The 22,401-nt window shown below is 59.5% G+C and carries 16 protein-coding genes and 1 pseudogene; 14 read left to right on the top strand and 3 right to left on the bottom strand.

Annotated elements, in window-relative coordinates:
* Positions 1-138 precede the first annotated feature (138 nt).
* Positions 139-1,710, bottom strand: a pseudogene (locus OZX75_RS00005) (phosphotransferase); the annotation flags it as partial.
* A gap of 155 nt (positions 1,711-1,865) precedes the next feature.
* On the opposite strand from OZX75_RS00005, the gene rfbB reads away from it, so the two are divergent.
* Together rfbB and galE are read left to right on the top strand one after the other, a co-directional pair.
* Entirely contained in the window at positions 1,866-2,888 is a 1,023-nt protein-coding gene (gene rfbB, locus OZX75_RS00010; RefSeq protein WP_277146210.1) for a dTDP-glucose 4,6-dehydratase, read from the top strand.
* Between the two features lie 248 nt (positions 2,889-3,136).
* The gene (gene galE, locus OZX75_RS00015) at positions 3,137-4,156 is read left to right on the top strand and encodes a UDP-glucose 4-epimerase GalE (protein WP_277146211.1); all 1,020 of its coding nucleotides are present in this window, start codon (positions 3,137-3,139) and stop codon (positions 4,154-4,156) included.
* Positions 4,157-4,298: 142 nt separating this feature from the next.
* Here galE and OZX75_RS00020 read toward each other — a convergent pair whose 3' ends face one another.
* Both OZX75_RS00020 and trxA read right to left on the bottom strand, forming a co-directional pair.
* On the bottom strand, positions 4,299-5,297 hold the full coding sequence (locus OZX75_RS00020; RefSeq protein ID WP_277146212.1) for a G5 domain-containing protein: 999 nt from the start codon (positions 5,295-5,297) through the stop codon (positions 4,299-4,301).
* 394 nt (positions 5,298-5,691) lie between these two features.
* Positions 5,692-6,042, bottom strand: coding sequence for a thioredoxin (trxA, locus tag OZX75_RS00025; protein WP_277146213.1), 351 nt, complete (start codon positions 6,040-6,042; stop codon positions 5,692-5,694).
* Positions 6,043-6,201: 159 nt separating this feature from the next.
* Here trxA and OZX75_RS00030 point away from each other — a divergent pair, with 159 nt between their 5' ends.
* From OZX75_RS00030 to OZX75_RS00085, 12 genes are all read left to right on the top strand, one after another.
* Positions 6,202-6,834, top strand: coding sequence for an NUDIX hydrolase family protein (locus tag OZX75_RS00030; protein WP_277146214.1), 633 nt, complete (start codon positions 6,202-6,204; stop codon positions 6,832-6,834).
* Between the two features lie 146 nt (positions 6,835-6,980).
* Positions 6,981-7,835, top strand: coding sequence for an alpha/beta fold hydrolase (locus OZX75_RS00035; RefSeq protein WP_277146215.1), 855 nt, complete (start codon positions 6,981-6,983; stop codon positions 7,833-7,835).
* Between the two features lie 59 nt (positions 7,836-7,894).
* Complete coding sequence (nudC, locus tag OZX75_RS00040) at positions 7,895-9,070, top strand: NAD(+) diphosphatase (RefSeq protein ID WP_277146216.1); 1,176 nt, start codon at positions 7,895-7,897, stop codon at positions 9,068-9,070.
* 181 nt (positions 9,071-9,251) lie between these two features.
* Positions 9,252-10,784, top strand: coding sequence for a L,D-transpeptidase (locus tag OZX75_RS00045; RefSeq protein WP_277146217.1), 1,533 nt, complete (start codon positions 9,252-9,254; stop codon positions 10,782-10,784).
* Positions 10,785-10,980: 196 nt separating this feature from the next.
* The gene (gene gcvH, locus OZX75_RS00050; protein ID WP_277147532.1) at positions 10,981-11,391 is read left to right on the top strand and encodes a glycine cleavage system protein GcvH; all 411 of its coding nucleotides are present in this window, start codon (positions 10,981-10,983) and stop codon (positions 11,389-11,391) included.
* A gap of 348 nt (positions 11,392-11,739) precedes the next feature.
* Complete coding sequence (locus OZX75_RS00055; RefSeq protein WP_525930243.1) at positions 11,740-14,271, top strand: S9 family peptidase; 2,532 nt, start codon at positions 11,740-11,742, stop codon at positions 14,269-14,271.
* Between the two features lie 327 nt (positions 14,272-14,598).
* Positions 14,599-15,636: a 3-isopropylmalate dehydrogenase gene (locus OZX75_RS00060; protein ID WP_277146218.1), complete on the top strand. Its 1,038-nt coding sequence runs from the start codon at positions 14,599-14,601 to the stop codon at positions 15,634-15,636.
* 324 nt (positions 15,637-15,960) lie between these two features.
* A complete protein-coding gene (locus OZX75_RS00065; protein ID WP_277146219.1) occupies positions 15,961-16,737 on the top strand; it encodes a TM2 domain-containing protein in 777 nt (258 codons plus the stop codon).
* Between the two features lie 162 nt (positions 16,738-16,899).
* Positions 16,900-17,982 carry a lipoate--protein ligase family protein gene (locus tag OZX75_RS00070; protein ID WP_277147536.1) on the top strand — a complete coding sequence of 361 codons (1,083 nt, stop codon included), beginning with the start codon at positions 16,900-16,902 and terminating at the stop codon, positions 17,980-17,982.
* Between the two features lie 75 nt (positions 17,983-18,057).
* A complete protein-coding gene (locus tag OZX75_RS00075) occupies positions 18,058-18,777 on the top strand; it encodes a Crp/Fnr family transcriptional regulator (protein ID WP_277147538.1) in 720 nt (239 codons plus the stop codon).
* A 207-nt stretch (positions 18,778-18,984) separates the two neighbouring features.
* Positions 18,985-21,252, top strand: coding sequence for a transglycosylase domain-containing protein (locus tag OZX75_RS00080; protein ID WP_277146220.1), 2,268 nt, complete (start codon positions 18,985-18,987; stop codon positions 21,250-21,252).
* Positions 21,253-21,569: 317 nt separating this feature from the next.
* On the top strand, positions 21,570-22,367 hold the full coding sequence (locus OZX75_RS00085; RefSeq protein ID WP_277146221.1) for a DeoR/GlpR family DNA-binding transcription regulator: 798 nt from the start codon (positions 21,570-21,572) through the stop codon (positions 22,365-22,367).
* Positions 22,368-22,401 lie beyond the last annotated feature (34 nt).

The raw sequence follows: 22,401 nt of genomic DNA on the forward strand, positions 1-22,401 counted from the left end.
GTAGATGTAGAGCCATTGGTCCACGAAGTCGCCTTGGGCCTGCTTGACCAGCGACCAAAGGTACCAGCACCAGCCGGCCAGTTGGATGTGCGCGTAGTTGTGGCGCTGTTCTGCTAGTGTCGGTGTGCGGCCGAAGTAGGCGGCCAGGGCGGCGTCGGCCTCGTTTTCGTCGAGCTGGTCGCAGACGCAGAAGGTGCCGAAGTCGTTGGCGTAGTCGCTCATGCCGGCGTATTCCCAGTCGATTAGCGAGTACGAGCCGTCTTCGTCGATGAGGAAGTTGAGGGAGAAGAGGTCGTTGTGGCAGAGGCATTTCGGGGCGTTGTCGGCGGTCACATATTGCTCCAAGCGTGCCACTTTTACGGCCATCTCTTCGAAGCCGGGGATATCGATGGGTCCCTTCTGGCGCAGGAGTTGTTCATAGCGTCTGGCTTCCTTGTAGAAATCGAACTCGCGTCTGACCGTCGTACCGCTCTCATGCAGTGTCCTCGCCATCCGCATGGCGCGGCCGACTTGGGCGTGATCCCTTGAATCGAGGTTGCATGCGTGGTCGATGAACCGTGAGATCTTCCAGCCGCGTTTGGGGTCCTCGTAGATGAAGGTGTTGTCGAGGCCGAGCCGTTTGGCGGCGTTGAGCGCGTCGACCTCGGCGCCGCGGTCGACCAGAAGCTCCGTGCCCACCCCCGGGTGGCGGTAGACGTATTCGCCGCTGTCGGTGGAGAAGTGGCACGAGAGGTTGGTCAGGCCTTGCTTGAGTGGGTAGACGTCGTGGATCTCCTCCCGGTCGCAGCCCAGCACACGTTCGATGTTGTCGAAGATATCCGTGTCGACGTTCTGCAGGAAATCCGGGTCGAAGGCGTGCACCTCGTCGAGCGAGTCGAATTCGTTGATGACGCCCTTCTTGTAGGGGCGCAGCTCCATGTCGAGCTCCTTGATGTGCTCGATGTAGAGCGACTCCCAGAGCTTGTCGCGAGTTTCGGGAAGGTCGTATTCTGCCTCGAGGATCGCGCGGAACTTCTTCGAGAAGGCGCGGTCGAAGTATACGTGGCCGAGCATGAACCACGAGTCTGAGCCTCCGACTTCTACCGAGGTGATGCGCCCGTGGGCACCGGTTGTCATGCACCATTCCTTGGTGGGGCCTTCGGAATACTGGGCGGCGTAATAGGCCTTCCACACGTACGTCTCGAAGGGGTTTTCGGTGAAGTAGTCGTCGGAAGAGCAGATGTAGGTGTTGGAGAGTCGGTCGCGTACCAGCCACAGCGACCCGTTGTTGTTGCGCGTCGCGTACTCGTTGTTGACGACGATGGAGACGCCGAACTTCTGTTCGAGGTAGAAGAAGAACTCCTTCTTGTAGCCCACCACGACGGTGATGTCGTGGATGCCGGCCGCTTGCAGCTGCCTGATCTGACGTTCGATGAGGATCTCCCCGCGTACCTTCAGAAGCCCTTTCGGCTTTTCGTACGAAATCGGCGCGAACCTGGACGACAGGCCCGCTGCCATGATGACGGCGTTGTCTACCTTGTACGGTGCAAGGGCTTCAATGCCAGCCGTGGTGATGCGAGAGTCGGCGACAAAACCCGCGTCAGTGAGTTCGCTCATGGCCTTGTTGACGCTGCCAAGCGAGAGCCCGGTCCCGGCCGCGATAAGACGCTGCTGCGCGTCCGAATGCGTCCGCAGATACGCAAGCGTCAAAAACTGCTTCCTCGACAACATAGCCGCCGCTTTCCTCTAACTATCGTGATGTTCAATTATTATATCACAATCTTTAAAATTGAACAACGATTGGCGTGATGATGTTTTCGCGGATTCATTTGACGGAGTTGGCCGTTTGGCGGTTTCACGGAAATCCAAGTTTTAGACTGGGATTTATGACTGAGGAAGTATTTCATCCTAGGAACATTATCGTGACCGGTGGCTGTGGGTTCATCGGTTCGAATTTCGTGCACTATGTGGCGGAACATCATCCGGAGACCCATGTCACCGTGCTTGACGCGCTGACCTACGCCGGCAATATCGAGAACATCAAGGGCTTGCCCGAAGATCAGGTCGAGTTCGTGCACGGCAACGTGTGCGACGCCGAGCTGCTCGACAGGATCGTGCCCGGCCACGACGCCATCGTGCATTACGCGGCCGAGTCGCACAACGACAACTCCATCATCGACCCTGAGCCGTTCATCCAGTCCAACATCGTGGGCACCTACCGCCTCTTGGAGGCGGCGCGCAAGTACGACGTGCGCTACCACCAGATCAGCACCGACGAGGTCTATGGCGACCTCGCGCTCGACGATCCGCACCGTTTCACCCCGGAGTCCCCGTACCGTCCGTCCAGCCCGTATTCGTCCTCCAAGGCCAGCGCCGACATGTTGGTGCGCGCCTGGCACCGCACCTACGGCCTCAAGACCACGATCTCGAACTGCTCCAACAACTACGGCCCCTACCAGCACGTGGAGAAGTTCATCCCGCGCCAGGTCACCAACATTCTTGACGGTATTCGCCCGAAGCTCTACGGCAACGGCCTCAACGTGCGCGACTGGATCCACACCGAGGACCATTCGAGCGCCGTATGGACCATCCTGACCAAGGGCAGGATCGGTGAGACCTACCTGATCGGCGCGGACGGCGAGCGCAACAACCTCGACGTGCTCCACGACATCCTGCGCGTGATGGGCCAGAGCGAGGATGCGTTCGACTGGGTGCGCGACCGTCCGGGCCACGACCGCCGCTACGCGATCGATCCGACCAAGCTGATGACCGAGCTGGGTTGGAAGCCGAAGCACACCGACTTCGCTGAAGGCCTCAAAGAGACCATCCAGTGGTACACCGACAACGAGAGCTGGTGGAGGCCCGCCAAGGCCGCCACCGAGGCCAAGTACAAGAAACAAGGCCAATAGGTTTGTCTCGATAACTGCTGTTCGGTTGTCTTGGCATAAAAGATTTGTGAGACATGGTTCTTAGGCCGATTTCGGCGTACGGAGTGTCGCGGAAACCTTAATTAAGTGGTTTTCTACGAAGTGTAAACAAGGTTTTCCAATGGTTATGAGACCTTTAGAGTGTCCTCGTGTCGAAGTGGTTTTGGTAGCTAATGTGTGCTAATGTTAAGTTTTGTTAGGTTACGACACAATCAAGGAGCATGAGAATTATGACAACTGTGTTGGTTACCGGGGGAGCCGGGTACATCGGCACTCATACCGATGTGGAGCTGCTGAACAAGGGGTACGACGTCATCAGCGTCGATAATTACGTCAATTCGGTGCCGGAAGCGCTCGATCGCGTCAAGACCATCACCGGCAAGACCGTGAAGCGTTACGACGGCGACGTACGCGATGAAGAGCTGATGAATCGCATCTTCGAGGAGAACGACGTCGACTGGGTCATCCACTTCGCCGGTCTCAAGGCCGTGGGCGAGTCCGTCGCCAAGCCGATTGAGTACTACGACAACAATCTCACCGGTACCATGGTGCTCTTGAAGGCCATGCGCGACCACGACGTCAAGAAGTTCATCTTCTCATCGTCCGCCACCGTCTATGGCGCGGCCGAGCATCTGCCGCTTACCGAGGAGAGCCCGGTCGGCGGCACCACCAACCCGTATGGCACTTCCAAGCTCTTTCAGGAGCAGATCCTGCGCGATGTCCACGTTGCCGACGATTCCTGGACCATCGTGCTGCTGCGCTACTTCAACCCGGTCGGCGCCCACGAGTCCGGCTTGCTCGGCGAGGATCCGAAGGGCATTCCGGCCAACCTCACCCCGTACATCGCCAAGGTGGCGCTGGGCGAGCTCAAGGAGGTCCAGGTCTACGGCAACGATTACCCGACCCCCGACGGCACCGGCGTGCGCGACTACATCCACGTCGTCGACCTCGCCCGCGGCCACGTCGCGGTAATCGACCACATCAACAAGCCCGGCGTCTACACTTACAATCTTGGCACCGGCCATGGCTACTCCGTCCTCGAGGTCATCAAGGCCTACGAGAAGGCCGCGGGCCACAAGATCCCGTACACCATCAAGCCCCGTCGCCCCGGCGACATCGCGGCCTGCTATGCGGATTCCTCCAAGGCCGAGCGCGAACTTGGCTGGAAGGCAGAGCTCGGCATCGACGAGATGGCCTCCTCGTCCCTGAATTGGCAGACCAAGAATCCGAAGGGCTTCCGCAAGGACTGACGTTTTCTTAGCTAAGCTACTTGGCCGTCACTGTGTTTTACACATAGTGACGGCCAATTCAGTACTCAGATAAAAATCAGGGGCTTCCGGCGTGAACCGAAAGCCCCAAAACGATTACTTACAACGTCGAAACTCTAAGAACTCAGTAGCTATGGGCGCTCAGCCAGTGGTTGTAGGCGCCTTGCACGCTGCCGTAGGTGGTGTTGCAGTAACCCCAGAACCACTTGAGTTGCGTCTGGTAGTTGGTGGCCCAGTCCGCACCGGCGCTCACCATCTTGCCGCCGGGCAGTGCCTGGGGCAGGCCATAGGCTCCGGACGGATTCTGCGCGTTGACGCGCCAACCGGATTCGTGGCTGATGATGTAGACGGTGGCGGTGAAGTCGGCCTCGGAGCCGCCGTTGGAAAGCAGATAGTCATGCGCCCACTGCTGCATCTCGCCGGCAGGAACGGTGGAACCGATGTTCGCGGCCGCGCTGGAAACGGAGGAGCCGGAGCCCGTGCCTACAAGGATGACCTTGTCGACGGGAGCTTTCTTTACGAATGAAGTGAAAACGTTGGAGGAGATGGTCTTCTTGCCGGCCTTGGTCACCAGGCTCGTGGTCTCCATGACGCCTTCCTGGCCTTCGGACTCGACCTTCTGCTGACCTTTGGGCAGGTCGGAGGTCTCCTTGGTCACGGTGTTGAAACCAATGGCCGCGTCCGAGGTCTCGAGATTCGCGTCGGCGCGCTCGATGGTGATGACGGTGGATTCGTTGACCTTGGTCTTGAGGCTGGGCTTGACGACATCGCCGGTCTCGAGGGTGATGTCGCCCTGGTCGAGCACGGACTTGACGTCGGTGAAGTGGGAACCGACGACTGCGCGGTTCTTGCCGTTGATCTTGACGGTGACGTAGGTGTCGCCGGCTTTGCCGCCGCGAAGGTCTTCTCGGTCGGTGCCGCGGGAGACGCTCAGTGCGTTGGAGTCCGTCGCGGAATACGAGGTGACCTGAGTAAGGGAATTCTGACGTGCATTATGGGAATGGACGACGATAGCGCTGCCGCCCACCAATGCCACAACCGCTAATGCGCCGGCCGCGATCTTCGTCCACTGGCGTTTGCTCAGCGACCTCAAGGTCTTGGTTTGCTTACGGTGGTCAGCCATATGCCTCTAATGCTCCTAGGTAGTCCTACAGTTCTTGGCACGTCGAATCAACAACGTACCGTTCAGTTCTCGCTCAACTCTTTCTCGCGTGTCTCTTACGTGCGAGATGCAACGTCGCAACTTCTCAATCCGCCTTCGCGGGTACATCACTACATCACAAAACAACCACAATTATAACGCACCGCCACGAAAATCGCTCGGAAAATTGTCCATAACAGCGGTTTTGTTCTTGAAACGATTATGTATTACTCTGTGAAACGCAGTTATTTTGTCGTTTTGCCGACAGATATGCCGATAGCCAAACATGGTCGACTATCGGCATAATCGTTTTACGTGAAATTGCTCAAGCGCTGCCTGCAACGCGATTGCCGGTCCGAGCAGCGGCTTCCAGATTTCAGGCGTTGGTGCCTTGTTTGGCGTCGACATCAAGGGCGCGGGCCTGCTTGATGACCTCGTCAAGGTCGGAGGCGCGAAGGGCCCCGGCCTGCTTGAAGATGATCTGGCCCTTCTTGGCGATCATCAGGGTGGGGACGGCCTGAATCTCGGCGGCCGTGGCAAGCTCCTGGTTCTGGTCGATGTCGACCTTGCCGAAGACGATGTCGGGGTTGGCCTCGCTGGCCTTCTCGTAAACCGGGCCGAAAGCCTTGCACGGGCCGCACCAGGTGGCCCAGAAATCAACGAACACCAGGTCGTTGTTGGTGATGGTCTCTTCAAAGTTTGTTGCCGTCAAAGTCTGCGTTGCCATGTTGTGGCTCCTTCCGCTTGTACGTTGCACCGTCTCGTGGTCGAAAGCCTGCGAACGATGTATCACTCAGTCTCGCAGTAAACCCCAACAAAGCTACGCCAGCGACGAAAAGGCCGTTCGATTCGCGCATTCGTCAGCCAGAGACACGATAATGGAGCCATGGCAGTCTTGAATGATGAAGTGCCCGACGAGGGCGATTTCGATGCGGGGCGGCATCGTGGCGAATTTGACGGCATCACGCCCGAGGACTTTGTGCGTGGCGGCAGCAACGGCAACCCTCCGGGATGGTTGACACCGCACGATATCGACGAGGCGCGCGCCAAACTGCCCATCGTCTACGCCGAGGTGGTTCCGGTGCGCACCGACGACATGGGCCGGATTTCGCAGGTCGGCTCCCTGCTGCGCGTACGCGACAGCGGATCCGTGGAACGCACGTTGATCACCGGCCGCATCCTTTTCCACGAGACCATCCGCGAGGCCATCGCGCGCAACATCGCCAAGGACCTGGGCGACCTCGCCCTTCCGATCCTGCCCGCGAGCCTGCAGCCTTTCACCGTGGCCGAGTTCTTCCCGACCCCGGGTATTTCCGAGTTCTACGACCCGCGTCAGCATGCCATCGCGCTGTGCTATGTGGTGCAGATCTCCGGCGATTGCAAGCCGCTCGACCCCGCGTTGGACGTGGAATGGTGCGATGTCGAAAGCAAGCAGCTCGACACGTTCATCGAGCAGATGTCGGGCGGACACGGCCAGATCGTGCGTCGCGCGCTTTCGTGGGCCGGAGTTGGCGAGTAGCCATTGGAATCACGATATCGGGCAATGGTGCAAGTGCGTGGTATCGCGTTTTCTCGCAGCCCCGTTGCGTCGATTTGGCATGAGGGATATCGCATGGTACAGAATGTATTGACCGTGATCTTGCGGGTCGACCAGGAAAGAGTGGCATGAATATTCGTATTGGCAATAAAATCTACCGTTCCGGCAAAGGCACGCCGCTGATTCTGTTGCATGCCTTCCCCGTGGATGCCCGGATGTGGGATGATTGCGCCGCAAGCCTGATTCGGTTGGGCGGCGAGCGCGGGATGGCGCCGTTCCCGATCTGGGCGCCCGACACGCCGGGTGCCGGCGACGCGGCGATACCGGATGCCTCAGCCACCGGAGCGCTCGCCGACGACGGCGCTTATGTCGAGGCGATGGACAAGGTGGTCGAAGCCTATGTTTCGATGCTGCACGTCACCGGCCACGAAAAGGCCATTTGGGTAGGCCTTTCGATGGGCGGTTACCTGGCGATGGATATCCAGCGGCTGTTTCCCGGCTCTGTTGCCGGACTTGCCCTGTGCGACACCACCACCCTTGCGGACAGCCACGAGGCTCGCGCGAACCGCCTGAACATCGCCAAAACCTGCGAAGACGACAACACCGTCGAACCGGTGATGCATTTCGCCCGACCGCAGGCAGGTGATTCGAGCATCAAGCGCAGCCCGCATTTCGAGGATCTGCTGTCCGGTTGGATTCGCGATCAACGTCCGGAGGGACTTGCCTGGCGCGAACGCATGGCCGCCGGCCGTGCCGACACCACGGACCTGCTGCCGCATATCACCGCCCCGGCCGCGGTGGTCTGCGGGGAGAACGACCCCTCGAGCCCGCCGGCCAAGATGCGTCCGATCGCCGATGCCATGACCTCCACTTCCGTCGCGTTCACTGCGATTCCGGATTGCGGCCATTTCAGTGCCGTCGAACATCCCGATGCGCTCGCCAACGCTTTGCTGGACCTGGTTCAACGCGTAGAACGACGGTAATGGTGCAAAGACAGATACAGGTATAGGAATAGTCCCACCGGAAAGTTAAAGAGGTTGATATGGCTGCTTCGTTCTCATCGTTGGCGTTGACGCAGGTGCTGCCCTTCCTGCCGCTCGCGCAGGGCGATATCGATTACCAGACCGAACGCAGAAGCGACCCCGATCTGATTGCCGATGTGCTCTCGCAGCCCTCGACCAGCGTCATCTTCGTGCGTGACGGGCTCGTGGCCGTTCCTGACGGGCAGGCGGCGCGGGTCGATTTCGAAACCGCGAAGATGCGTTTGGCAGGTGTGCCAGGCCAATACATTTTGCGCGCGCTTACCGGGCAGCCCGGCGAAGGCGCTGACGATGCGAAGGCGCAGGCAAAAGGGGTTGCGGCCAGTGAAGGTGACCCCGGTATCGGCGAAAATATAGGTGACACTATCGATGAAACCGCGAACCGGCTTGGTATCATTCCCGTATTTCTCGGCAGCTACGGTGCCGGCAGCGAACATCCTCAGTCGGTTGTCGCTCTCGATGTCTCGGTTTTTGCCAGCAGGATAAGTGAACCGGGTGATGGCGGGAATCCACAAGCCGAACGAAACCAGGTGCTTCAACGTGCCTTGCAACGTTTCGACTGGGTGTCGCTGATAGGGTTCGCCCCGCACGCCTCGGCACGCCAGGCGGGGGAGGCTACCACCGCGGTCGCTTTGAGCAACTGGCGCGCCTCCCAGAAATACTGCCCGCGCTGCGGTTCCCGGGTCGTGCCGGCCATGGCCGGATGGGCCCAGCGTTGCGTCAACGAAGGCTGCAAGGCTCATCGCTCTCCGCTGTTTGCCCGAATCGAGCCGGCCGTCATCGTCTCCATCGTCGACGGGAAGGGCCGATTGCTGCTGCAGCATAACCGGGCATGGAAGGATCCGTCGCATTACTCGGTGTGCGCGGGGTTCGTCGAGGCCGGCGAAAACCTCGAGCACGCCGTCAAGCGTGAGGTGGCCGAGGAAACGGGGCTTGCGCTCGGCGAGGTGAAGTATCTGGGGAGCCAGCCCTGGCCGTTCCCCGGTTCGCTGATGGTCGCGTTCAAGGCGCGGGCGCTCGGCACGCAGGTCTCGGTGGATGGCGGCGAAACCCTTGATGCCCGTTTCCTCTCCAGAGACGAATTCAGAGAAGCTCTGATTGTCGGCCGGATAGCGGCGCCCGGCAAGGCTACTGTCGCCCGTTATATGATCGAGGAGTGGTACGGGCAGGAACTGTAGTGCGAAAACCGATAATTGTTGTCATCGTAAGTATTTAGATACCGTGTGATGATCTGTTTAGGCGTTTTGTTTTTCGCTATCTGGTGAACGGCTTCGTTTGACGCTTTCTGCAATGCCGTGACGTCATATCTTTAGGATAATCTTGTACGTCAGTACGCCGAGAAGGGTATGTGGAGGAAGAATGGACAACGTGAACAACAGCGGCAATGAGCCTGAGGCATTGACGAGCGAGCTCAGCCAAGCCGATATTGCCGCACTCGGCATCAGTGCTCAGGCGCAGCATGAAAAGCCGGATAAGCGCCGTCTGGCCATCATCATCGCAGCCGTGGTGCTGGCGGTGCTCGCAGTCGCGTTGATCGCATCATTCTTCACTGCCCGCTGGTATTACAAAGACAAGGCGGCGCCGGGTGTCCGTCTCGGCAATGTGGCCGTGGCCGGGCAGAACGCCGCGCAATTGAAGCAGACCGTCGATCACGAGGTCCAGAACTCGAAGCTCGCCATCAGCGACGGGCAGGGCAAGAAGGCCACCGCCGGTTTCAAGGATCTGGGTGTGAACGTCGACGTCGATAAGACGGTGCGCAATCTCATGGCCGCCAAGGGCGATGGGGCCGGCCGTGTCGTTCCCTTCTCCAAAGCCAGCGTCAAGCTTGTCGCCAAGACGGACGACCTGCCCATCGACACATACTTGACCAAGACCTTTGTCAAAGACAGCGACCAGGCCGTTCCTTCGAGCGTGGCCTTCGACGGCAACTCCAACAAGTTCGTGGCCAATGCGGGCCATGGAGGGCGCGCCCCCGAAATGTCGGGCGTGAAGAACTCGATCAGCACCTTGATTGCGGATCCCGGGCAAACCAAATCCGTCAAAGTGACCTATAAGACCATCGATACCCCCGTCTCCCAAAGCACCGCGGCAACGGCGGCGGACGCGGCGAACAAGCTTCTGGCCAACAAGATCGTCATCGGCAACGGCGACGCCACCCAATTCGAGGTGCCGGTGGCGCAGCTGGCGGCGTGGATCAAGCCCAATACCGATATTGAAAAAGGGCAGATCAGCCTCGGCATCGACAAGGACGCCATCACCAGCTACATCAACAGCGAAATGCCCAAGCAGCTCAACCAGAATATGGTCAGCCAGCAGGACATCGTCGACGGCACCGGCAAGGTGATGCTCACGATGACCAAGGGCGTCAACGGCGTCAAGGTCAAAGACGGCGCTGCGGTGGCCGATCAGGTATACAACGCCATGACCAGCGGCCAGCCGGCCACTATCCAGGAGGCCGCCGACATCACCAAGTTCGACGTCAAGCAGCAGAAGTCCGAGATGCGTATCGTGGTGGACCTCTCCAGCCAGACCGCGACGGTCTACAAGAACGACCAGCAGGTCAAGACCTTCCTCGTCTGCACCGGCGCACCCGGCGGCGACGAGACCGACTTGGGCAATTACTTCATCTACCTGCGTTATGCGGTTCAGACCATGCGCGGGCCGGGCTATGTCTCGCCGAACGTGCGCTGGGTCAGCTACTTCAACGGCGGCGAGGGCTTCCATACCGCCGACTGGAACCCGACGGGCATCGCCAAGGGTGACCCGGCCCACTACGGCTCGCACGGCTGCGTCAACATGAACGTCGGCGACGCCCAGTGGATCTACGACAACTGCCCGCAGGGCACGCTGGTGCAGGTCGTCGGCTCCCAGCCTTCCGGACCGGTGCGCTAACGGCGGTTGCGTTCGATTCATTTCGATGAATGCTGTTACCAGGCGTTCTGTTTGCTGCTGCAAGCGGAACGCCTGATTGTTTCGCGACATGCAAACCGGCAAGCGGATGATGCTGTAATCTGTGGGTATGAACGAAAACGATATGAACGATGTTGATAACGACGAGACCGGCAAAGTCACCGATTCCGCTTCGCAGATGGCTGGTGCAGACTCCAAATCTCCGGCTTTGGATGTGCCCGACCACCTGCAATATTCCGCCGACCACGTCTGGGTCGACGATGCCGACGGGCTGGCCGTCATCGGACTGACCGAATATGCGGCCTCGCAGATGGGCGAAATCGTCTACGTCGACCTGCCCGAACCGGATACTCCGGTGCGTGCCGGCGACGAAATCGTGGAAATGGAAAGCGCGAAAACCGTACAGAACCTCATCTCCCCGGTCGAAGGCACCGTCAAATACGTCAACCAGGCCGTCTCCGACGATCCGCAGGTCATCAACAACGACCCGTACGGCGAGGGCTGGATTCTGAAGATCGAGCTGGACGACGACGAGCCGGAGCTGATGGACGCGGACCAGTACGCCGCCATGGTTCGTCGCGCGCAATAGTTCCGTGGGTCGACGGCGGCAGATGATGCCGATCGCCGCTTGAATGTGGCTATCGCGCTGCCGTGATTGTGATGAAAATGAATCATGGTGTCGAATGTCGCGTCTTGTGTGCGTCTATTTGTCGCTTTTTACGTGCTTGTTTGGAAGGCCTAGGTAAAAAGTGACAAATAGCGGCCGTAAATGTCACTTTTTACCGAGAGCCTGAGGGCAAGCATGTAAAAGGGACAAATAGAGGTGGCGGTGAGGGCGGAAAGCCGCTTGAGGCTCTTGCGCCTCGGTTCTTTCAGGCGGTCGTCTCTGGCTTCGCTGGGCGGTGTTGTTCGTTCGATGAGTATAGGCTGGATGCTTATGACTGACGAAACGAACGCTATGGCACGCTCGGCGCAAGCCGCCGATACCCCGACCGTTCCGCAGGCCCCGTGCCGGCAGCACATGCGCACGGTTCACGGCGATACCTTCCGCGATCCCTACGAGTGGATGCGCGACAAGAATTCGCCGGAACTGCAACGCTTCGTGCGCGAGGAAAACGAATATTACCGGGCGAGGACGGCCGGTTTCAACGCTCTCAAGCACCGCCTGTTCAAAGAGCTGAAGTCACGGGTAGACGAGACGGACATGTCCGTGCCGACGCGGATGGACGGCTATTGGTATTTCGTGCGCACCCAGGAGGGTCTGCAGTATGGGGTGCAGTGCCGCCTGCCGATCGCCGGGCCGGATGACTGGGATCCCCCGTCGATCGAGGCTGGCGATGCGCCGGGAGGACAGCCGGGAGAACAAATCGTTTTCGATCCGAATATCGAGGCGAAAGGCCACGATTTCTTCCGTTTGGGCGGGCTCGACCTGACCCGTGACGGCCGTTGGCTGCTCTACGGCGTCGACACCGCCGGCAGCGAACGCTATGATTACCGCATCCGTAGCCTCGAGGACGGCCATGAGCTGCCTGAGGTATTCCGCGGCATCGCCGAGGCCTGCTTCACACCTGACGGCAAGTGGGTGTTCTACACGATGCTCGACCAATCGTGGCGACCTTGCGCGGTTCGGCGGCATCGGGTCGGCACGTCCGTCGACGACGACGTTGAGGTGTTCCGCGAAGCCGACGAACACTTCTGGATCGGCGTCGGGCTGAGCTTTGACGAGCGCAACATGGTCATCGGCTGCTCGTCCAAGACGACCAGCGAGGTGCTGATGCTGCCGGTAGATGACCCCGAAGGGGAATTCCGCGCGTTCATCCCACGGCGGGAAGGTGTCGAATACGACGTGAGTTTCGCAAGGTTCGAAGGCGGCAGGGAAGCCGGGGCCGACATCCCGCTGGCGTTGGTCTACCACAATGCGAACAACCCGAATTTCGAAGTGGATGTGGTCGACCTGAGCGCCCACGAGCCGCCGTATGCCTTGGGTGAGGGCGTGATTGTCGCGCAGGGTTCGCCATATGGCTGCGAGCGCGGCGATGAGGTCGAACCGGGAGCGCGCGAAAAGCCGGTCAATACGCCGTACAACAATCCCGACAACCCCGAAATCCTGCGCGGCGCTCGCGGGCTGGGCATCGAGGGCATCGCGATGTACCGCGATTTCGTCGTGCTGAGTTATCGGAGCGACAGCCTGCCGCATGTGGCGGTGATGGCCAAAAACGAGGCATTGCAAGACTTTCTGGCCCATCGTCCGTGGCGTTTCCGTGAGCTCAAGCCGGACGAGGATGGCGTCAACCGTCATCTGTATTCCATCGGAGCCGGCGGCAATCCTTCATACAATGTGCCGCGCCTGCGCTACTCGTTCGCAAGCTATACGCAACCCGGTCAGCTGCGCGAACTGGACGTGGCCACCGGCAGCAGCAGGCTCTTGAAACGCGCGAAGGTACATGGCGGTTTCGATGCCGCGAACTACCGCGAGCGCCGCATCTGGGTGCGGGTGCGCGACGGTGAACTCGTGCCGGTTTCCTTGGTCTGGCGGCCGGATCGCTGCAAGGCCATGGCCGCGCTGGGCGAAGATTTCAGCAGGATCGACCTGCTTGATTGCGCGGGCGGGAAAGCCGATAGCCGCAGATCCGGTGGTTCTTCGACGTCCGGCTCCCCGATGTTCATCACCGGTTACGGGGCGTACGAGGCCGACAGCGACCCCGGTTTTTCCGTGGCGCGAATAAGTATGCTCGACCGCGGGGTGCTCTACGCCGTGGTGCATGTGCGCGGCGGCGGGGAGATGGGCCGAGCGTGGTACGAGCAGGGGAGAAGGCTGAATAAACGTAATACGTTTAATGACTTCGTGGACGCCACCAAAGCCTTGCAACAGGCGGGGCTGGCGGATCCGCGCCGCAGCGTTGCCAACGGCGGTTCGGCAGGAGGGCTCTTGATGGGTGCCGTGGCGAATATGGCGCCGGAATGCTACGCGGGCATCGAGGCCGACGTGCCGTTCGTCGACGCGCTCACCTCGATTCTCGACCCGTCGCTGCCGCTGACCGTCACCGAGTGGGACGAGTGGGGCGATCCGCTTCACGACAAGAATGTCTACGACTATATGAAGTCGTATTCTCCTTACGAAAATGCGCCGTTCGGTCATTGGCAGGGTGAAGCGGAGGGTACGGGTTCGTCGGCGAATCGCAGGAACGGAAACTTGGAAAACGACACACGACATTCCGGTGATTGCGAAACCGATGGTAGGGCTTTGCGCTATCCCAAGATTTTCGCCACCACTTCGCTGAACGATACCCGTGTGCTCTATGTCGAACCGCTCAAATGGATCGCCCGCTTGCAGTCGCGGGGTATCGATGCCATCGCGCGCATCGAGGTCGAGGCCGGGCACGGTGGCACTTCCGGGCGCTACAAACAGTGGCAGGAAGTCAGCGACGAGAACGCCTGGTGTCTTCATGCCATGGGAATCGAAGAGTAGCGAGATAATCTCATTCGCTCCCATATCGCTTTCTTGGTGGCACCAAGTTGCCCGAAATTTTGAAAATAGGGGTTGATTCTTTGAATTTCGGCCTGCTTGGTGCACCAAGATGGGTGGAAATGTGTCTTTTGGTGTTGATTCTTCGTTTTTTGGCCTGCTTGGTGCACCAAGTTGCCCGGAATTTTGAGAATGAGGGTTGATTCTTCGTTTTTTGGCCTGCTTGGTGGCACCAAGAGCCTCCAGAACGGAAGGAATCGCAGAATCGTTGATGTCCATTTTCCGGACCAAATAGTGGACAGTGCCGAATTCGGGACTAACGTCGCGGCTATGAGCACAAAAAAAACATATCATATCGCCGTCATTCCCGGTGACGGTATTGGCAAGGAAATCATCCCGCCTGCGCAGCAGGTCATGGAGAAGGCCACGCAAGGTGTGGCCGATTTCGAGTACGAGGACTTCGACCTCGGCGCGGAGCGTTATCTGCGCGACGGCGCGATCCTGCCCGACGAGGAGCTGGAACGCATCAAGAAGACCGACGCGATCCTGCTCGGCGCCATCGGCGACCCCCGCATTCACGCCGGCGTGCTGGAGCGCGGCCTGCTGCTGAAACTGCGGTTCTCGCTTGACCAGTACGTCAACCTGCGCCCGTCCAAGCTCTACAAGGGCGTCGAATCGCCGCTGAAGAACCCCGGCGACATCGATTTCGTCGTGGTGCGCGAGGGCACTGAGGGCATGTACTGCGGCGTCGGCGGCGCCATCCGCAAGGACACTCCGCAGGAGGTGGCCACGGAGGTCTCCACCAACACCGCGTACGGCGTCGAGCGCGTGGTGCGTTACGCCTTTGACCTGGCGATGAAGCGTCGCAAGCACGTCACGTTGGTCCACAAGAAGAACGTGCTGACCAACGCCGGCGACATGTGGCAGCGCATCGTCGACCGGGTGGGCGCCGAATACCCCGAGGTCTCCCACGACTACCTGCACATCGACGCGACCACCATCTTCCTGGTCACCGAGCCCTCGCGCTTCGACGTGATCTTGACCGACAACCTCTTCGGCGACATCATCACCGACGAGGCGGGCGCCGTGGTCGGCGGCGTCGGCTATTCCGCTTCAGGCTGTATCAACGCCAGCAACGAATACCCTTCGATGTTCGAACCCATCCACGGCTCGGCGCCCGACATCGCCGGCAAGGGCATCGCCAATCCGACCGCCACCATCCTCTCCACCGCGATGCTGCTGCGTCACCTGGGCATGGATGAGCCAGCCGAGCGCATCGAACAGGTCGTCGAGGCCGATATCGCCGAAAACGCGCAGAAGCAGCGCACCACTGCCGAAGTCGGCCGGGATATCCTCGCAAGGCTCTGATCGCTGAAACGGGGGTGGTGTACTCGTCGAAACCTCCACGGCGTGATTACCGAATGCGGTAGTGCGATGGCTGAAACCGTTGCAGTCTGGTTGCCGAAATCAGGGTGACACGAGATGAACGCAACTGTTATGGTGTGACTGCCGAAAGATGCTCGGCAATCGCTGAAACCAACGTCTTCGGTCATGCCGTTATTCATGCATTTCGGGCACCTTCCATCAACGAAGGTGCCCGAAATTGCGTTGAAACCAACGGCGTCCGGATTTCCAGCCGTTTCCCAGCGTTTTCATATGCCGGTCTCGACTCTTGGGGCTAGACTTGAAGGCATGAACGATACACCAGATCCACAAGTCGGGCAACCCGGGGTACAAGGCCAGCAAGATTTCGACGTCTCCCAGGGCCAGAGCCAGCAAAGCCAATATGGCGGGGCTCGCGGCCAGTACGAGGGGCAGGGCCAACAGTACGCACAACCCGACTACGGCCGAAGCGGTGCCGCTCAATCCAACCCGCAGCCCGGTTTCGGCCAACAGAACCGCGGACAACAGCAGTCGTCGCAGCAGCCTGATTACGGTCAGCCGAATTACGGCCAATCCGGCTATGCCCAGCCTAACTACGGCCAACCGGGTTCTGGCCGGTCACAGCAGCTGAATTACGGTCAGCCCGGTTATGCCCAGCCCAACTACGGTCAGCAAGGTTACGGCCAACCCGGGTATTCCCAGCCCCAAACCGGCTATGGCTATGCTTCCGGCGGCTATGGCCAGCCCTATTCCGCGCGCAACCAGAACGGTTACCCGCAGGGCCAGCCGTACGCCCCGCAATATGGCCAGCCGCAACCGCTGCCTTACGGCTACCAGCCCAGAAGCAAGATGGCCGCGGGGCTGTTGGGCATCTTTTTGGGATGGCTCGGCGTCCATAATTTCTATCTCGGTTTCTATGGCAAGGCCGTCGCCCAGCTGCTGCTGACCCTGATCGGCTGGGTACTGTTCGGGCTCGGCCCCGTCGCGGCCTTCATCTGGGGTCTGATCGAAGGGGTGCTCATCCTCAGTTCCAACTACGGCTCGCCTTGGCACAGGGACGCCAAAGGCGTAGAACTGCTGGAATAGCAAGGATTCGGTTCCGCGTCAGGTCTTGAAAGAGGCCGAAACCGAACGACGGACATGGTTCCGGGGACGTGGTTGCTGTAGGCGGAGCTTGGTGATTGATGTATTTGTTTTTCATGCGGCGCGGAAACGTCCTCAACGTTTTCCGCGCCGCGCTTTGATATGGTGATTGTTATGCGTGGCGAATACAAGACCCCCGGCGGCAAGCTGGTCGGGGTCGAGGTTGTTGTCGATGAGTCCGGCAAACCGGTAACCTGTACGATCGATGGAGATTTTTTCGTTTTGGGCGACGATGACGCCGCCCGCGCCATGCTTGCGCAGCTGGAGGATTCGCTTATCGCGGGCAGGCCGTTGGCCGGTGTTTTTTCGCACTATCCGTCGCTCAAATTGGTCGGCGCGGACGGTGCTGCGATATCTGCCGCCTACCAAAGGGCTTTGCACAAGGGGCAAAACGGTGCTTCAGACGAAAAGGGCCGTTCAATTCGTGCAAAGGTTGGCGTTGTTGACGTTTCAGACAGATTGACGTCAAATAATGACGCTTTTCACCAACTCTATAAAAAACGTTGGGACGCGTTGCACCCATTAGTGGTGCATGACATTGCGCGAAGCCCTGCCGATCAGATGAAGACGGACGAGGATTGGGCGCGGCAGGTGGCTCGTGGCCAGAGGCCCGCCACACTGCGTTTCTGGCACTGGGCGGAGCCCGCCGTTGTGGTCGGCAGGTTCCAATCCGTTGAGCGTGAGGTCGATGTGCAAGCCGCCAAACAGGAGGGTTTCGACATTGTTCGCCGCAGCACCGGTGGCGGCGCGATGTTCATCGAACCGGGTGACGTCATCACCTACTCCCTCTACGCGCCCAAGGGGTTTGTCGCGTCTCTTGGGGTCAATGAATCGTTCCGTCTGTGCGACCAGTGGGTGATCGATGCGTTGCGTGGTCTCGGTATTGACGCGTTTTTCAGCGGTACCAACGACATCGCCTCGAGTCAGGGCAAGATCGGCGGGGCCGCGCAGCGTCTTTATCCGGCAGGTGACGGCGGGCCGGGAGCGTTGCTGCACCATGTCACCCTTGCCTATGACATCGATGCGCAAAAAATGGGAAGGATACTGAAAACCTCTCCGGAAAAGCTGAGCGACAAAGCCGTCAAATCGGCCGTCAAACGCGTGGCACCCATCAAACGGCAAACGGATGTCCCGTTTGAAACACTTTCCTCTTACCTCGAAACGTATGCCAAACTGAGCTACAATTAAGATAGATTTGAGTTTGACCAGTTTCTAGGCAATGAATTTCTGGTAGTACGGCAGTTAATATTTTTTTGGAGGTGCATTCTCGTGGTAAGTCCGAATGGGACAAGTGAAGCGGACAATGAACTTCTGCAGACGACCTTGTTCAAGCATGTCTCCCACGCTGATGCGGAGGAGCTCATGCCCTACATGAAGCGCGCGGAATTCGAGAAGGGTGATTACATCTTTCACGAAGGTTCCACCGACCAGCGCATGTATCTGCTGGAAAGCGGAAAAGTGAAGCTCACGCGCGAGGCAAGCGACAACCGTGTGCAGCTTTTGAGCATCCACACCCGCGGCGAGATCCTGGGCGAGATTCCGGTGTTCGACCCGGCAGGCGGGCCGCGCACGGCTTCGGCCATCGCGATGAACAACGGCACGCAGGTCGGCTGGCTCGAGCACGACACCCTGTTCTCATGGCTCAACAAGCACCCGCGCGTGGCCGTGGACATGCTGCAGGTGATGGCCAACCGCATGCGCGCCAACAACGAGCAGATTTCCGACTTGGTCTTCATGGACGTCCCCGCCCGCTTGGCCAAGACGCTGCTTGATCTGGCCTCGCGTTTCGGCGAGCCCGTCGAATCCGGCGTGAAGGTGCCGCACGACCTGACGCAGGAGGAAATGGCCCAGCTCGTGGGTTCCTCGCGTGAGACGGTCAACAAGGCGCTGATGGACTTCGCCAACCGCGGGTGGATCGCCCGTGAAGGCCGTTCCATCATCATCTATCAGCCTGGTGCGTTGATTCGTCGTTCCCGTCACTGAATCGCTGATCGCTGCCTCGTGATTGTAAACTTGGTTCGCGGCTCGTCGCCTTTGAGGCTTCGGGCCGCGAACTCGTATCAAGGCATGTATAGGGAATTCTCGGCTCGCTTCCCGCAAGTTTTCAGACTCTCCGGGCCGGTCTATGAATTGGGCGACAAGGCTACGCATTCGGCCGTTTCGGTAGAGGCGATATCCTAGAATGACACCATGCCTCAAATGAAGAACAACCTCACGGTACGGCGCGTGATCGCTTTGCTACTGACCTATGTCACCCTTTGCATCGCCGGTGGTGTGGTCGGCGGCATATTCTTCATTCCCGGAGTGCTCGGGCTCAATTCGGCGGCCCGTACCATCGCGCCGACGCTGAAAACCGAAGACATCGATTTCGACGTCACCAGCCTGCCGCAGAAGTCCACCATCTATGCCTCCGACGGCAAAACCGTCATCGCCTCCTTCTATGCGCAGAACCGCACCGTGGTCCCGCTGCGCCAGGTCTCCCAGCCCATGCAGCAGGCCGTGGTCGCCCGTGAGGACCGCCGCTTCTTCGAACACGCCGGCGTGGATATGCAGGGCGTGCTGCGAGCCTTCGTCCAGACATTCATCAAGCGCGGCGACACCCAGGGCGGTTCGTCGCTCACGCAGCAGTATGTCAAGAACGTATTGATTATCGAGGCGAAGGAAAAGAACGATCCCATCGCCGAATACCATGCCTCCGAAGACACCATCGCACGCAAGATTCGCGAGATGCTGATCGCCGTGCAGATGGAAAAGCAATACAGCAAGGCCGAGATCCTGCAGGGCTATCTCAACATCGCGCAGTTCGGGCAGCACAACCTTTATGGCGTCGAAACCGCTGCGAAGCGTTATTTCAACGTTTCTGCAGCCGATCTCAACATCGGCCAGTCGGCCACCATCGCCGCCATCACCAAGAACCCGGCGAAGTACGATCCTTCGGTGCCCGCCAACCAGCCCGAAACGCAAAAACAACGCAACATCGTCCTCGACCTGATGCTGCAGCAGCATTTCATCTCGCAGTCCGACCACGACAAGTTCCGCGCCGAGCCCATAGCGAACACCCTGAATCTGCAGGACAATTCCACGCAGGTCGGCTGCCAGGTCGCCGGCGACGCAGGGTTCTTCTGCGATTACGCCACCAAGCAGATTCTCAACTCCAAGGAATTCGGCAAAACCGAGGCCGACCGCACCAAGCTGCTCAATGAAGGTGGATTGAGCATCTACACCACGATGGATGTGCATGCCAACGCCGATGCCATGCAGGCGGCCCGCGACACCATTCCGGTCGACGATCCCAGCGGTTTCGAGGTGACCATCGCGGCCATCAAGCCCGGCACCGGCGAAGTGCTCGGCTTCGGCATCAACCGCATCTACGACCCGACGGATGCCGCCAAAAGCGATCCCACGCACACGGCGGTCAACTATGCGGTCGACGAGAAAGACGGCGGTTCTTCCGGTTGGGGCGTCGGATCGACGTGGAAGCCCATCAACCTCGTGGCGTGGATGCAGGCCGGCAAGTCGATTTCGCAGCCGCTGCGTCTGAGCAGCTATTACCCGGCGGGCTCGTTCGCCTGTGCCAACTATGGTGGCCAGCCCTCAGGCTGGAACGTGCACAACTCCGAGGGCGGAACGGCCAGCGTGGAATCCCCGCTTCAGGGCCTTGTCCGTTCGCACAACACCACGCAGGCCGGCATGACCCAGCAGATCGGGTTGTGCGCCATCGGCGAGGCCGCGAAAGCGGTCGGCTATCACAATGCGTCGGGCGACCCAGATCCGTCCACGCGCAAGAGTCTGGAACGCTTCAACGGTTCGATGACGATCGGTTCGGTGGCGGCCTCGCCGCTGACGATGGCCAACGTCTTCGGCACCTTGGGCGCCAACGGCGTCGAATGCACGCCGATTGCCTTGAAAAAGGTCATCAGCAAGTCCGGCAAGTCCATGAAGGTGCCTTCGGCCAACTGCCACCAGGCCATCGAGCCCGGTATCGCCCAATCCACGGCTTACGCGATGAACCAAGGCGTGGTCCAGCCCGGAGGCGAGGCGACGATGACGCAGCTGGACGGCGGGCGGAAGACCTTCGCCAAAACCGGCACCAACGAAGACACGTATATGACCACCGGCGGCTTCGCGCCCAACCAGGTCGCCTCGTTCGTCTCCGTCAACAACGCCGAGGTACCGGTCTCCTTCACCGGCAAGGTCATCAACCATAAGGCCTACGGGCAGTGGTACGGCATGTACGTCGCCACCCCGGCGTGGAAAGAGTTCATGAACAAGTACCTTGCGGACATCGGCGCGCCTAACGACGGCAACTACGGCAACCCGGACCCGAAGTATGTGGGCAGCACAAGCGCATCCACCAATACCAAGCAGCAGTCCACCACGGGCAATAACGCCATTCCCGACAGACAGGGCTATCAGCAGCCCCAGGAACAGCAGCAACAACAAGATACCCAACATTGAAACTGGACCGGCCTTGGGCTCTAAGATCGATGGATCGGGGATTGATAGGGAAGAGTCTTCAGGTTTTGCGGCATAGTGCTTAGAGTCGCCACTTGCTGTTTGATGTGGAAGGCTTTATGTCCCAACGGTTTTGAAGATCTCTGCTGGCGGTCCCGATAAATTGAAGGGAGTTGTCTGCTATCTGCTTGGAACAGCCTGATCGCAACGTGGGCAGAAGTCAAGCCGTGATGTCTCAAATTGTTCGGTTTTGGTAAAGTTACCGGATGAAACGCTCAAGTGGGTTTGTTTGATGCTCACATTTGTGCGATAATGTTCATATGATTTCGTCACAACGGCAGCATTTGATCTTAAGCAGGCTTCGTACCCGCGGCGCGGTACGAATCACCGCGCTTTCCAAGGAGCTCGGTGTCTCGGCCATGACGGTGCGTCGCGATATCGCCGACCTCGCCGACAAGGGGTTGCTCAAGCGCGTCCACGGCGGGGCGGTGACCACCAGCACGCTCTTGAGCGAGCCGCTGTTCTCCGTCAAATCGCAGATGGACATCGGGCTCAAGGACTCGATCGCGCAGGAAGCCGTCAAGTACGTTTCGCCCGGTGACGTCATCGCCATCGGCGGTGGCACGACGTCATACATCTTTGCCCAGCATCTGCTGGAAAGCCAACGCGCGAGCAATATCACCATACTGACCAACTCCATACCGGTGGCGGAACTGGTTCAGGCGCTGGAATCGAAGGACGTGGAGGTCATCGTCACCGGCGGCGTGATCACCCGCTCGAACTCGCTGGTCGGCCCGATTTCCGACAAGGTCATCGAATCGCTTCGAGTCAACACCGTATTCCTGGGCACGCATTCCGTCTCGGTACCGCGTGGCTTCCTCATGCCGAACTCGCTCGAGGCCGCCACGGACATGGCCATGATGGATATCGCCGACAAGACCATCATCCTCACGGACCATACCAAATGGAGCTGCACCTCGCTTTCGCTTTTCGCGCGCTTCGATCAGGTCGACACGCTGATCACCGACGACGGGCTCGACCCGACTTCGGCCGAGGAGACGCGCAAGCTGGTCAAGCATCTGGTCTTGACCAAAGGCCCGGGACAGATCGAGGACTGAAGCCGCAATCGGTGGCTCAATGACCAACCTATAC

This window comes from Bifidobacterium sp. ESL0800 (assembly GCF_029395355.1).
In the GTDB taxonomy this organism is placed as follows: domain Bacteria; phylum Actinomycetota; class Actinomycetes; order Actinomycetales; family Bifidobacteriaceae; genus Bifidobacterium.